Source organism: Kitasatospora purpeofusca (assembly GCF_000718025.1).
GTDB classification, from domain to species: domain Bacteria; phylum Actinomycetota; class Actinomycetes; order Streptomycetales; family Streptomycetaceae; genus Kitasatospora; species Kitasatospora purpeofusca.
This window is the reverse complement of record NZ_JODS01000005.1, coordinates 248,585-260,642: the sequence shown is the minus strand read 5'-3', so window position 1 is coordinate 260,642 and position 12,058 is coordinate 248,585. Positions and strand designations below refer to the sequence as shown.

12 protein-coding genes are annotated in these 12,058 nt (G+C 74.0%); 8 read left to right on the top strand and 4 right to left on the bottom strand.

All coding sequences use genetic code 11. The features are described from left to right. Window positions 1–77: 77 nt before the first annotated feature. Together IF01_RS0111075 and IF01_RS0111070 are read left to right on the top strand one after the other, a co-directional pair. Window positions 78–1,160: a BadF/BadG/BcrA/BcrD ATPase family protein gene (locus tag IF01_RS0111075; RefSeq protein WP_051755154.1), complete on the top strand. Its 1,083-nt coding sequence runs from the start codon at window positions 78–80 to the stop codon at window positions 1,158–1,160. 43 nt (window positions 1,161–1,203) lie between these two features. Beyond that, on the top strand, window positions 1,204–2,019 hold the full coding sequence (locus IF01_RS0111070; protein WP_030393160.1) for a class I SAM-dependent methyltransferase: 816 nt from the start codon (window positions 1,204–1,206) through the stop codon (window positions 2,017–2,019). A 124-nt stretch (window positions 2,020–2,143) separates the two neighbouring features. Here IF01_RS0111070 and IF01_RS0111065 read toward each other — a convergent pair whose 3' ends face one another. Beyond that, window positions 2,144–2,986, bottom strand: coding sequence for an SAM-dependent methyltransferase (locus tag IF01_RS0111065; RefSeq protein ID WP_341845481.1), 843 nt, complete (start codon window positions 2,984–2,986; stop codon window positions 2,144–2,146). Window positions 2,987–3,174: 188 nt separating this feature from the next. Between IF01_RS0111065 and IF01_RS0111060 the strand changes: the two genes are divergently transcribed. The 6 genes from IF01_RS0111060 to IF01_RS0111035 all read left to right on the top strand — a co-directional run bounded on the left by IF01_RS0111060 (window position 3,175) and on the right by IF01_RS0111035 (window position 9,324). Beyond that, entirely contained in the window at window positions 3,175–4,089 is a 915-nt protein-coding gene (locus IF01_RS0111060) for a YwqG family protein (protein WP_030393158.1), read from the top strand. A 113-nt stretch (window positions 4,090–4,202) separates the two neighbouring features. Next, complete coding sequence (locus IF01_RS0111055; RefSeq protein WP_030393157.1) at window positions 4,203–4,571, top strand: PRC-barrel domain-containing protein; 369 nt, start codon at window positions 4,203–4,205, stop codon at window positions 4,569–4,571. A gap of 151 nt (window positions 4,572–4,722) precedes the next feature. Continuing rightward, on the top strand, window positions 4,723–4,989 hold the full coding sequence (locus IF01_RS0111050) for a metal-sensitive transcriptional regulator (protein ID WP_030393156.1): 267 nt from the start codon (window positions 4,723–4,725) through the stop codon (window positions 4,987–4,989). A gap of 284 nt (window positions 4,990–5,273) precedes the next feature. Then, window positions 5,274–6,725 (top strand): endonuclease/exonuclease/phosphatase family protein, encoded by a 1,452-nt coding sequence (locus tag IF01_RS0111045; RefSeq protein ID WP_037779545.1) that lies wholly within the window; start codon window positions 5,274–5,276, stop codon window positions 6,723–6,725. Window positions 6,726–6,739: 14 nt separating this feature from the next. Further along, a complete protein-coding gene (locus IF01_RS0111040) occupies window positions 6,740–8,746 on the top strand; it encodes a phosphocholine-specific phospholipase C (protein ID WP_030393154.1) in 2,007 nt (668 codons plus the stop codon). Between the two features lie 104 nt (window positions 8,747–8,850). Beyond that, on the top strand, window positions 8,851–9,324 hold the full coding sequence (locus IF01_RS0111035; protein ID WP_030393153.1) for a VOC family protein: 474 nt from the start codon (window positions 8,851–8,853) through the stop codon (window positions 9,322–9,324). A 22-nt stretch (window positions 9,325–9,346) separates the two neighbouring features. Here the strand turns inward: IF01_RS0111035 and IF01_RS0111030 are convergent, their stop codons facing one another. From IF01_RS0111030 to IF01_RS0111020, 3 genes are all read right to left on the bottom strand, one after another. Then, window positions 9,347–10,609 (bottom strand): FUSC family protein, encoded by a 1,263-nt coding sequence (locus IF01_RS0111030; RefSeq protein ID WP_030393152.1) that lies wholly within the window; start codon window positions 10,607–10,609, stop codon window positions 9,347–9,349. Window positions 10,610–10,699: 90 nt separating this feature from the next. Further along, the gene (locus IF01_RS0111025) at window positions 10,700–11,440 is read right to left on the bottom strand and encodes a polyprenol monophosphomannose synthase (RefSeq protein WP_030393151.1); all 741 of its coding nucleotides are present in this window, start codon (window positions 11,438–11,440) and stop codon (window positions 10,700–10,702) included. A 172-nt stretch (window positions 11,441–11,612) separates the two neighbouring features. Next, the gene (locus IF01_RS0111020; protein WP_030393150.1) at window positions 11,613–11,879 is read right to left on the bottom strand and encodes a GlsB/YeaQ/YmgE family stress response membrane protein; all 267 of its coding nucleotides are present in this window, start codon (window positions 11,877–11,879) and stop codon (window positions 11,613–11,615) included. Window positions 11,880–12,058: the final 179 nt, after the last annotated feature.

Here is a 12,058-nt window from a genome sequence, read left to right as displayed (position 1 = left end):
CGCGCAGCCGCCCGAGCGTGCTCCGCCGGGGGCACCATGGGGAGGGACGGGTCGTGGGCGCGGCGGGTGGAGGCGGAGTGGAGCAGGCGGCGGGGGAGTGCTGGGTGGTCGGGGTGGACGTCGGCGGCTCCGGCATCCGGGTCGGGGCGGCGCCCGCAGACCGCCCGGTCGACCCGACGGGGACGCGGACGGTCGCGGCGGCCGCCGCCGCACGGGTGTCCGCCGCGGCGGGCGGACAGGACGCGCGGGCGCTGCTCGACCGGCTGCTGCCCGCACTCGACACCCTGGTCGCCGGCCTGCCCGGCGGGGCCCGGATCGGCGCGGTCGCCGTGGGCGCCACCGGGATGGCCCTGCTCGGCCGGGACCTGGCAGCCCGGCTGCCCGGCCCGCTCGCCCGGGCCACCGGCGCCCGGCGGCTGGTGCTCGCGGGCGACGCGGTCACGGCCTACGCGGGCGCGTTGGGCACCGCCGCCGGGGTGGTGGTGGCCGGGGGGACGGGGCTGGTCGCGATCGGCCTCCGCCCGGGCGGGAGCTGGTGCCGCGCCGACGGCTGGGGCCAGTTGCTCGGGGACTGCGGCGGCGGCGCCTGGATCGGCCGGGCCGGGCTGGAGGCGGCGCTGCGGGCGCAGGACGGGCGCAACGGGGGTTCGCCCGTCCTGCTGGCGGCAGCCGAGCGGTACTACGGCCCGGTCGCGGGCCTCCCGGCCGCCCTCCAGCCGCGTCCGGACCGGGCGGCGCTGCTCGCGGAGTTCGCCCCGGCGGTGGTCGCGGCCGCCGAGGAGGGCTGTCCGGTCGCCGGAGGCCTGCTCCGCCGCGCGGGCGAGGAGATCGCGGCCACCGCGACCGCCGCCGCCACGGCCGCCGGTGGGGCCGAGCCCCGGCTCGCCCTGACCGGTGGCCTGTTCCGCTTCGACCCGCTGCGCCGGGCGACCCTGGACGCGCTCGCGGTCCGCCTCCCCGCCGCCCGCCCCGGCCCCCCGGACGGCCCGCCCCTGCTCGGAGCCCTCCGGCTGGCCGCGGCCGCCTCGGCCGCCGTCGGCACCGTCGCGCCGGGGTTCCCCTGGCCGCTGGACCCGCCCCTGCTCGACGTTCTCGACCTCGCCGGTCTACCCGATCTCCCCGACCGCGCCGCCGCCGAGGACGGCCCGCGGCGGCCGTGAAAAGCATTTGAGGGGTGCTCCCGGCTCTGGCAGCGTGGTCGGTATGGAGAAGACCCCTGCCCCCGATGACTGGCTGGCGACCAACCGCGCCAACTGGGACGGCCGCGTCCCGGTGCACACGGCCAGCGACTTCTACGACCTCCCCGGCTTCGTGTCCGGCAACGAGGCGCTGCGCGGTTTCGAGCTGGCCGAGGTCGGTGACGTCAGCGGCAAGTCCCTGCTCCATCTCCAGTGCCACATCGGCCTGGACACGCTGTCCTGGGCCCGCCGCGGCGCCACCGTGACCGGCCTGGACTTCTCCGAGCCGGCGGTGCAGGCCGCCACCGAACTGGCCGCGAAGATCGGCGCGGACTCGGCCCGCTTCGTCGTCTCCGACGTGTACGAGGCGGTGGAGACGCTCGACGGGCAGACCTTCGACATCGTCTACACCGGCCTCGGCGCCCTGTGCTGGCTGCCGGACATCGAGCGCTGGGCCCGCACCGCGGCCTCCCTGGTCGCCCCGGGCGGCTTCCTCTACCTGGCGGAGTTCCACCCCTTCGGCGACACCCTGGGCGACGACGGCCGGACGGTGGAGTACGACTACTTCGACCGCGACGCCACGGTCTGGGACGACCCCAGCACCTACACCGACGGCGAGGTGACGTCCTCGGCCACCAGGACCGTCGAGTGGCAGCACGGGATCGGCGACGTCCTCAGCGCCCTGGTGGCCGAGGGCCTGCGGGTCGAGTTCCTCCACGAGCACGACTTCACGCTGTTCCCGCGCTTCCCGGTCCTGGAGCGCGACCGGGGCTTCCGCTTCCCGGCCGGTCAGCCCCGCGTCCCGCTGATGTACTCGATCCGCGCGGGCAAGCCCGCCTGACGCCGTCGCGCGGTGGCGCCCGGACGGACCGGGCCGCCACCGTCGCAGTGCGGTGCTGTCGCAGGGCTGTGCAATGCCGTGCACGGCAGGGCTGTGCCATGCAGGGCTGTGCTGTGCCGTTCCGTCAGGACTTGCGGCCGACCGCGCCGTACATGCTGACCCGGTCCGCGCCGGGGGCCGGGTCGCCCTCCGGACGCCACAGCGGGACGGTGACCACCCCGGGGTCCAGCACGTCCAGGCCGTCCAGGAAGGCGCCCACCTGCTCCCGGCTGCGGCCGACCAGCGGTGCGGTGGCCTTGCTGTAGACGCCGGTCACCCGGTCGCGGACCTCGGCGGGGATGAAGTCGGCGGTGCCGTGGGACAGGATCAGGTGGCTGCCGGGCGCGAGGGTGTCCAGCAGCGTGCGGACGATCTCGTACGGTCCGTTCTCGTCCGGCACGAAGTGCAGCACGGCGGCCAGTACCAGGGCCATCGGCTTGTCGAAGTCGAGCAGCTTCTCGGCCTCGGCGGCGGCGAGCAGGTCGACCGGCTCGCGCAGGTCGGCCTGGATGACGGTGGTCCGGCCGACGGCGGTGCCGCCCATCAGGGCGCGGGCGTGGGCGAGCACGATCGGGTCGTTGTCGACGTAGACGATCCGGGCGCCCGGATCGACGGTCTGGGCGATCTCATGGGTGTTGCCGGCGGTCGGGATGCCGGTGCCGATGTCGAGGAACTGGTCGATGCCGAGTCCGGCCACATGGCGCACCGCCCGGTTCAGGAAGCCCCGGTTGGCGCGCGCGGTGGATCTGAACTCCGGGTTGGCCGCCAGCGCCCGCTCGGCCGCCTCGCGGTCGGACGGGAAGTTGTCCTTGCCGCCCAGGTAGTAGTCGTACATCCGCGCCGGGTGCGGAATCTCCGGCCGGAGGTCGGCGGGGACGCCGGGCTCGCCCGGCTCCCACATCTCGTTGTAACCCACCACTGTCCCCACGCCTCCGCACCTGGCCGAACTGATGATCCGTCGGCGCACAGCGTAGGTGTTCGGGTACGCCCGTGGTGCGGCGAGGTCGGTTCACCCCCGCTTGTGCGCAATGGCCGCGTTGCGGCGGGATGGGCCGGAACGGCCCCGGCCCGGGTCCCGACGGTCCGCTGTCGGAGGCGCCTGGCAGTATCACGGTCGTGAAGCACTCCCGCACCACCCCGCCGCGCCCGCTCGACGTGACCTCGGTGTTCCCCGAACTCGCCCCGCTGGCACGGGAGGCGGTCCGGCTGCACCCCCGGCCCGGGGCTCCTTCGCCCCACGAGAGTTCGGTCGGCGGACCGTTCCTGTGGCCCGCCGACGAGCCCTGGCCGCACTGCGGCGAACAGCACGGGTGGTGGGACGATGCGACCGACGAGGAGCACGAGGGGCCGAACCCGATGGTGCCCGTGGTCCAGCTCCACCTGCGCGACGTCCCGCTGTTGCGCCCGCCCGCCGGGGCGGACCTGCTCCAGGTGTTCTGGTGCCCGGTCGAGCACGAGCCGGACCTCAAGCCGCCGACCGTGCTGGTCTGGCGGTCGGCCGCGGAGGTCACCGAGGTCCTCGCCGCGCCGCCCGGGCCGAAGGTCGTCGAGTACGACGGCTACCTCCCGGTCCCGTGCGTGCTCGCACCGGAGCGGATCACCGAGTACCCCGACTTCCTCGAACTGAGCGGGGAGCTGCGGCAACAGCTGACCGACTGGAGCAGGTGGCGGGTGGCCGACCCCGCCCTGGACGGCTCCTACGAGCCCTACCCGCAGGCGTTCTACGACGCCGCGCTGGCCGAGGCCCCGGGCTGGAAGGTCGGCGGCTGGGCCCCGTGGGGCCTCACCGATCCCGTCGCCCGCCGCTGCGAGGCCTGCGGCGCCGGGATGACCCCGCTGCTGACCATCGCCTCCGGTGAATGGGACGGCGGTACCCACGGCTGGGTCCCGTACGAGGACCGGGAGCTCGCCGCGGCGCGCATCGCCGATCTGGCCAACCCGCCCGGGGTCCAGGTCTCCAAGGGCAACCACCTGCAGCTCTACGTCTGCCCGGAGTCCCCGGAGCACCCGCACACCGACCTGATCCAGTGAATCCGCGCCCCGGCCCGGCGGGCGGGCCGGGGCGGACAGGCGCAGGATGGGAGGGTCCGGGGCGCCGCCCACAACCGTGGCGTGCCGCCGTGGAGCGGGAGTGGGAGGCAAGCATGGCTGTAGCCGAGATCGTTCCGGCCGACATCAGGGAGTGGCGGGGGCAGGCCGTCGTGGACGAGAAGGACCACCGGATCGGCACCCTGGAGTCCGTCTACGTCGAGACCGCCAGTGACGAGCCGTACTTCGTGACGGTCACGCTCGGTCTGGCGATGAAGCGGCGGCTGGTGTTCGTCCCGCTGGACGGCGCGGTGCTGGGGCCGGGGTACCTCCGGGTGGCGTTCCCGAAGGCGCTGGTGAAGCAGGCGCCCTCGATCGGCGTGGACGACGTGCTGCCGGCCGAGGACGAGCCCGAGGTGTTCGCGCACTACAAGCTGGAGTATGTCACGGGGGCGGGCGGGGAACGGCGGCTGGCCCGGCGCTGACCCGGAACTGGCCCGGCGCTGCCCGGGAGCTGCCGCGGAGCTGGCGGGAGCTCCTTGCCGACGGCACGGCCCCCCGGTCGACCATCGAGGTCCGGATACCCCACGGGGTACACTGGAGGACCGGTGGTCGACAGTGGAGGGCGGTCCTGACATGCAGGTGGACGAGGAGGCCGTCGGCGCCGTCCTGAACCGGCTGCGGCGCGCCCAGGGCCAGTTGGCCGGCGTGATCGCCATGATCGAGGCCGGCCGGGACTGCAAGGACGTGGTGACCCAGCTGGCCGCCGTGTCGAGGGCGCTCGACCGGGCCGGTTTCAAGATCGTGGCGAGCGGCATGCGCCAGTGCATGGCGGGTGCCGAGGAGGGCACGGCGCCGATGACCGAGGCCGAGCTGGAGAAGCTCTTCCTCACCCTCGCCTGACGGCCGGCGCCCCCGCCCGCGCCCCGCCCCACTCCTTACGCCCCACGTTCCCTGCTCCACGCCGCTCGTTCCGTGCTGCCCGCGCCACATTTCCCGTTCCGCCCGACATCCCGTCACGTTTCGTTCATGTCCCGGTCGCCGGTCTTCGGATGAATGGGCCCGGCCCACAGTTGTACAGCCAACTGTTGATGGGCCGACCCTCCCAAGCCTCCGTCACCAGCCGCGGACGGCCCCGGCCCGGTACCCCCCGACGGCCCGGTGCCCGAGCGGCGGACAGGACATCCGTGGCCACCGGCAGCACCCTGACCAGCACGTCGTCGAGCAGCCCCGTCGAGGGCGACCGCCTCACCTTCCACTGGACCACCGACGCCCCCGACCCCAAGAACTGGGTCGGCATCTACGACGGGGACCGCCTGCCCGGCACCGGCAGCTCCCTGCTCTGGAAGTACACCCCGGCCGCCGACGGCGACGTCCAGCTCGACACCTCCGCCCTCACCGGCGGCCCGTACACGGCCTACCTGCTCGCCAAGGACGGCTACGGCATCCTCGCCAGGACCCAGCCGTTCACGTTCCGGCCCAAGCCGGCCGTGGTCCGCCCGCACGCCGTGGTGGACTCCTTCACCGCCACCCCCGTCGCCCCCGGCGCGGCCGTCACCGTCAAGCTCGGCGGCCTCTGGGCCCGCCCCGCCGGGAACCCGGCCGGCAGCGCGACCTTCCGGAAGGTCTCCGGACCGGCCTGGCTCGCGGTCGCCGCCGACGGCACCGTCACCGGCACCGCGCCGGGCGGCGCCGCGCCGCGCACCCCCGAGGTCCTGGTCGTCGGCGTCAAGGACAGCGCCGGAGCCACCGACACCGTGACCGTGCTGCTCCCGGTCGTGGACCCGGCCACCGCGCCCCGGCTCAAGGTCGCCGGCTGGAACCTGGCCAACGCCGGTGCCGCCTTCACCGACGCCACCGAGAAGCAGCTGCGGGTCGTGCTCGCCCAGGGCCTGGACGTGCTCGCACTCCAGGAGACCGGGGGCAAGGCCGCCCAGACGCTGGCCGACGCCCTCGGCTGGTACGCCCACCAGAGCGCCGGCAGCGTCGGCCTGCTCAGCCGCTACCCGCTGACCGCCGTCACCCCGGCCACCGCCGACCTGCCCGCCGCCGCGGCGACCGTGCAGCTGCCCGGCGGCCGCGCCGTCCGGGTCTGGACCGCGCACCTCGACGAGTCCGACTACGGCCCGTACGCCCTCCAGGACGGCCGCACCGCCGCGCAGGTCCTCGCGGCCGAGAACGCCTCGGTCCGGCTCCGGCAGGCCCGGGCGCTGGCCGCCGCCGTCACCGCCGACGCCGCCGCGGGCGCCCCGGTGGTGCTCGCCGGCGGACTGTCCTCGCCCTCCCACCTGGACTGGACGGCCGCCACCGCCGCCGCGCACGGCGGCGCCGGCGCGCTCGCCTGGCCGGTCACCACCGCCCTCCAGGAGGCCGGACTCACCGACACCTTCCGTGAGGAGAACCGGGACCCGGTGAAGGCGCCCGGCACCACCTGGTCGCCGGTCCGCAAGCAGCGCGCCGCCGGCAGGGCCGAGCCGCAGGACCGGATCGACTACGTGCTGTACCGGGGGAAGCTGCGGCTCGTCGAGGCGCACACCCTGGTCGCCGACTGGCCGGCCACCGCCGCCGACCCGGCCGCCCTCGCCGCCAACCAGTGGCCGTCCGACACCGCCGCCGCGGTTGCCACCTTCCAGCTCTGAAAGGCCAGTTCGCGATGTCCGAGCTCTCCCGCCGCACCTTCGTCGGCGCCACCGCCGCCGGCGCCGTCGCCCTGACCGGCCTCCAGGGCACCCCGGCCCAGGCCGCGCCCACCCAGCCCGCCGCCGCTCCGGACCGCCTCACCGGCACCATCAAGGACGTCAAGCACGTCGTGGTGCTGATGCAGGAGAACCGCAGCTTCGACCACTACTTCGGCGCCCTCAACGGCGTGCGCGGCTTCGGCGACAAGCAGGGGCTCCAGTTCCCCGACGGCACCGACGTGTTCCGCCAGCCCGACCCGCGCCGCAGCGACGGCAACGCGATGCTGCCGTACCGGATGGACACCTCGAAGTACAACGCGCAGAACGCCGGCGGCCTGCCGCACGACTGGGCCACCGGCCACCAGGCCATCAACAACGGCGCGATGAACAAGTGGATCGCCGCCAAGGGCGAGCGCACCATGGGCTACTTCACCCGCGAGGACATCCCCTACCAGTACGCGCTCGCCGACGCGTTCACCCTGTGCGACGCCTACTTCACCTCGCTGGCCGGGCCGACCGACCCCAACCGGCTCTACCTGTGGACCGGCACCGCCGGCCCCGGCCGGGACGGCACCACCGGCCCGTGGATCGACAACACCCCGGTCACCGACAACCCGGTGGCCGACTGGACCACCTACGCCGAGCGCCTGCAGTCGGCGGGCGTCACCTGGCGGGTCTACCACAACCCCAGCAAGGACGACCGCACCGGCGACTACGACGACAACGCGCTCTCGTACTTCAAGCAGTTCCACAACTTCCCGAAGGACGACCCGCGTTACATCAACGCGATGACCAAGTTCGACCCGGCGGCCTTCGACGCGCACTGCAAGGACGGCACCCTGCCGACCGTCTCCTGGCTGGTCGCGCCGTACCTGTTCTCCGAGCACCCGGAGGCCGGACCGGCGTACGGCGCGCACTGGGTGAACCAGGCCCTGCAGTCGCTGATGTCCAACCCGGACGTGTGGCGGCACACCGTCTTCCTGGTCATGTACGACGAGAACGACGGCTACTTCGACCACATGGTGCCGCCCACCCCCGAGCCGGGCACCCCGGAGGAGTTCACCCAGGGCCGCGCCATCGGCCTCGGCAACCGCGTCCCGCTCTGGGTCGCCTCGCCCTGGTCGCGCGGCGGCTGGGTCAACTCCCAGGTCTTCGACCACACTTCGGTGCTGCGCTTCATGGAGCAGGTCACCGGTGTGGCCGAGCCCAACATCTCCGCCTGGCGCCGCGCCGTCTGCGGCGACCTCACCAGCTGCTTCGACTTCGCCGCCCCGGACCACTCGATCCCGCAACTGCCGGACACCAACGCCCTGATGGCCAAGGCCGACGCGGGCACCAAGCTCCCCGGTGTGCAGCTGCCGGCCGTCGGCGCCCAGTCCATGCCGGTGCCGGAGCGGGGCGACCGCCCGCACCGCCACCTGCCCTACCAGCCCTGGGCCGAGGCGGAGGTGGACCGCCTCACCGGCCGGGTCACCTGCACGATGAGCAACGACGGCGCCGTGGCCTTCCCGTACACGGTCTACCCGAACATCGTCCAGCCCTTCGCCGGGACGCCGTTCACCGTGGCCCCCGGCGCCTCGGCCACGTACGTCTGGGAGGCCGCGAAGACCAACGGCCGCTACGACTTCACCGTGCACGGCCCGGACGGCTTCGTCCGCCGCTTCGCCGGCACCGTGGTCCGCGACGGCCAGGGCGACGCCGAGCAGCCGTCCGGCCAGAACGACATCGCGGTGCCGATCGTCACCGCCGACCTGTCCGGCTCCAAGCGCCTCACCCTCCAGCTCGTCAACGACGGCATGACCGACGTCTGCTTCACCGCCGTGCCGAACGACTTCGCCGGCACCGCGCAGACCGTCTGGGTCCGGCCGGGCAAGCAGAGCAACCTGGTCTGGCCGCTGGACAAGCAGGGCCGCTACGACGTGGTGGTCACCGCCGCCACCGGCCAGCGCTTCACCCGCCGGTACGCGGGCTGGGTGCACTGAGTCCGGATCCCCGGGCGCCGCGGCCGGCGGAGCACCGAACCGGTGCCCCCCGGCCGTGGCGTGGCGCGGTCGCCCCGTCGGGGCCCGCCGCTACCGTCGGCCCCATGCAGCAGATCACACCCTGTCTCTGGTTCGACGACCAGGCCGAGGAAGCCGTCCGGTACTACACCTCGGTCATCCCCGACTCCCGGATCACCGGCGTCACCCACTACACCGAGGCCGGCCCGGGCACGGCCGGCACCGTGCTGACGGTCGCCTTCGAACTCGGCGGCCGACCCTACGTGGCCCTCAACGGCGGCCCGATCTTCCCGTTCACCGAGGCCGTCTCGCTCCAGGTGCACTGCGACGACCAGGCGGAGGTGGACCGGCTCTGGGCGGCCCTGCTGGAGGGCGGCGGCCAGGAGGGGCCGTGCGGCTGGCTCAAGGACCGCTGGGGCCTGTCCTGGCAGGTCACCCCGCAGGTGCTGATCGACCTGGTCGCCGACCCGGACCGGGCCAAGGCCGGGCGGGTCACCGCGGCGATGCTGGAGATGCGCAAGATCGACATCCAGCGGCTGCTCGACGCCGCAGCGGGCTGAGCGCCCGGACCCGACCCAGGGCTCAGCTCCGGGCGCCCGCCGACGCCTTCCCGCGGCGGCGGCGGACCCGGGCGAGGACCGGGTCGCCGCGCAGCCAGCGGCGCAGCCGACCGAGCCGGGAGAACCGCTCCCTGCCCGCCACCGAGGCCCGGTCCAGCTCCTCCATCAGCCGCCGGGAGCGGTGCTCCAGGTCCAGTTCGTCGAGGATCCGGTCGACCTCGGTCAGCAGCGACCCGAGCAGGTGCCAGGAGTCCGGGTCCGCGCGGACCTGCTCCAGCAGCAGCCGGGCGACGTTCTCCCGGCTCGCCCAGGCGGCCGTCAGCTCGGCGGCGAGCCGCTCCTCGGCCTCCTCGGCGTTCCGGCTGACCTGGGTGGTGACCAGCACGGCGAAGCTCACCAGCGCACCGCCGACATGGGCGAGCAGCTCCTCCATCGCCACCGCGAGGCCCGGCGCCACCAACGGCTCGCCGGGCCCGCGCCGTTTGGCGAGGTCGGTGAGCGAGCGCGAGATGACCCGGATCACCACCACGCAGATCTCCAGCGTGTCCAGGCCGGTGCGCAGCACCAGCCGGGAGAGCAGCCCCTCGCTGATCCGCGGGTTGAACCGGAGGCTGTCCTCGGCCTGGCGCAGCGCGGCATCGACGTCGGCGATCGCCTGGTCGAGCCGGCGGGCCTCGTGCAGGCGCTCGGCGGCGTCCGCGACGGCGGTGGGCCGGCCCAGCTGCTCGGAGAGGTCGAGCAGCAGGTGCCGGGCCCGGCGGGCCAGGTCCTCGATCGACTCGCCCGCGGTGTCCAGCCAGACCGGCGGGGCGAACACCAGGTTGAACAGCAGGCCGACGCTCGCGCCGATCAGTGTCTCCAGCACCCGGTCCCAGGCCTGCGAGGCGAGTTTGGTGACGCCCAGGATCAGCATCGCGCTGATCGCGACCTCCTGGACGAACTCGTCCACCCGGACGAACCGGCCGATGACCAGCGAGGCCAGGATGATCAGCCCGAGGCTCCACCAGGAGAGCCCGACCACCGCGCTGAAGCCGATCGCGATCAGCACGCCGACGACCACCGAGTTCACCCGGCGGATGCTGGTGGTGAGCGTCGAGTAGACGGTGACCTGGACCACCAGCAGCGCGGTCAGCGGGGCCGTCAGGGGGGCCGGTTCGCTGCTGAGCCAGGTCGCCACCACGTAGGAGAGGGTGGCGGCGACGGTCGCCCGGGCGGTCTGGACGGCGAAGGGTTCACGGGCGGCGCGGCGCAGCAGGCCGACCACGGAGTCCGGTAGCAGGGCCATGCGCACCTCCTTCCCCGTCCCCCGTTTCCCACCGGTCTTTCCCGCCCCGCGTTCCCCGTCGGTCCGGACCGCGTCGGGCGGAACCGGTGGCTACTGCTTGCCGCGCCCCTCGCGCAGCAGCTTCCACGGCGCGAGCGCCGACTCCACCTGCACCCCGAGGCTCATCTTGGACGCGCCCTCGACCCGCTCCTCGAAGCGGATCGGCACCTCCTTGATGGTCAGCCCCTGGCGCACCACCCGGTGGTTCAGTTCGACCTGGAACGAGTACCCGTTGCTGTTCACCGACGGCAGGTCGATGGCCCGCAGGGTCTGCGCCTTCCAGGCCTTGAAGCCGGCGGTGGCGTCGCGCACGCCCAGGCCGAGGATGGTGTTCACGTAGAGGTTGGCCCAGGCGGAGAGCGCCTTGCGGTGCCACGGCCACTCCTCGGCGGTCGACCCGCCGGGCACGTACCGGGAGCCGAGCACCACGGCCGTGTCGTCGGCCAGCAGGGTCTCCACCATGAGCGGCAGCACGGCGGCCGGGTGGGACAGGTCCGCGTCCATCTGGACGACCACGTCCGCGCCGTCCTCCAGGGCCCGGGCCATGCCGGCCACGTAGGCGCGGCCCAGGCCGTCCTTCTCGGTGCGGTGCAGCACCGAGACCCGGCCCTCGGACTCGGCGGCCAGCTTGTCGGCCACCTCGCCGGTGCCGTCGGGGGAGTTGTCGTCGACGACCAGCAGATGCAGGTTCGGCAGGTCGAGCCCGGCCAGCAGGCCGGCGAGGACCGGAAGGTTCTCCCGCTCGTTGTAGGTGGGCACGACCACAACGACCTTCGGGGCGGCCTCGACCATGTTCTGTTCCCTCGCGAGTTCGGCGGCACGGCCGTCGGGCTGCGACGGCCGTGCGAGTCTAGCCGCGCCGCATCGAACAGCATCGCGCCGGACCACCCTCCGGACCGGGGCCGGGCGCGGGCCCGGCCCGGACCGGGGCGCGGCCGGGACCGCCGGTCACCTGGACCGGCCGTCACCTGGACCGGCGGGAGCTCCAGGCGGGGGCGACGATGCCGATCAGGCCGACCGCGAAGGCGAGCTGGAGCAGATGGCGGATCCAGTCGATGCCGGAGGTGTGCCGGACACCGATCCACCCGGCGACCGCGTTGCCCAGCCAGGCCCCGGCCGCACCGAGCAGCATGGTCAGCCACCACGGGATGGCCTGCGGGCCGCGCAGGATCAGCTTGGCGATCACACCGAGCACGAAGCCGATGAGCAGAATCCACAGGAGCTGGAACATCGCATTCCACCTTTCGAGGCACGTTCCCTCATGATCGCCCGAACCGCGCGGCACGGCACGTCCAGACGCGACCGCCGCGGTGCGGGCCGTCCGGGCCCCCGCCTGCCCCGACCGCGCCGCTCTACTCCCAGGGGCTCTCCCGGACCCCATCCTCCGGATCCCTCCCACCGGCGCCCGCC

Bases quoted from the DNA above. Each gene is read 5' to 3' on its own strand.
- IF01_RS0111025 (WP_030393151.1), bottom strand. From the start codon at position 11,440: ATGGTCGAGGCCGCCCCGAAGGTCGTTGTGGTCGTGCCCACCTACAAC.
- IF01_RS0111020 (WP_030393150.1), bottom strand. From the start codon at position 11,879: ATGTTCCAGCTCCTGTGGATTCTGCTCATCGGCTTCGTGCTCGGTGTG.
- IF01_RS0111055 (WP_030393157.1), top strand. From the start codon at position 4,203: ATGGCTGTAGCCGAGATCGTTCCGGCCGACATCAGGGAGTGGCGGGGG.
- IF01_RS0111035 (WP_030393153.1), top strand. From the start codon at position 8,851: ATGCAGCAGATCACACCCTGTCTCTGGTTCGACGACCAGGCCGAGGAA.
- IF01_RS0111030 (WP_030393152.1), bottom strand. From the start codon at position 10,609: ATGGCCCTGCTACCGGACTCCGTGGTCGGCCTGCTGCGCCGCGCCGCC.
- IF01_RS0111050 (WP_030393156.1), top strand. From the start codon at position 4,723: ATGCAGGTGGACGAGGAGGCCGTCGGCGCCGTCCTGAACCGGCTGCGG.
- IF01_RS0111040 (WP_030393154.1), top strand. From the start codon at position 6,740: ATGTCCGAGCTCTCCCGCCGCACCTTCGTCGGCGCCACCGCCGCCGGC.
- IF01_RS0111070 (WP_030393160.1), top strand. From the start codon at position 1,204: ATGGAGAAGACCCCTGCCCCCGATGACTGGCTGGCGACCAACCGCGCC.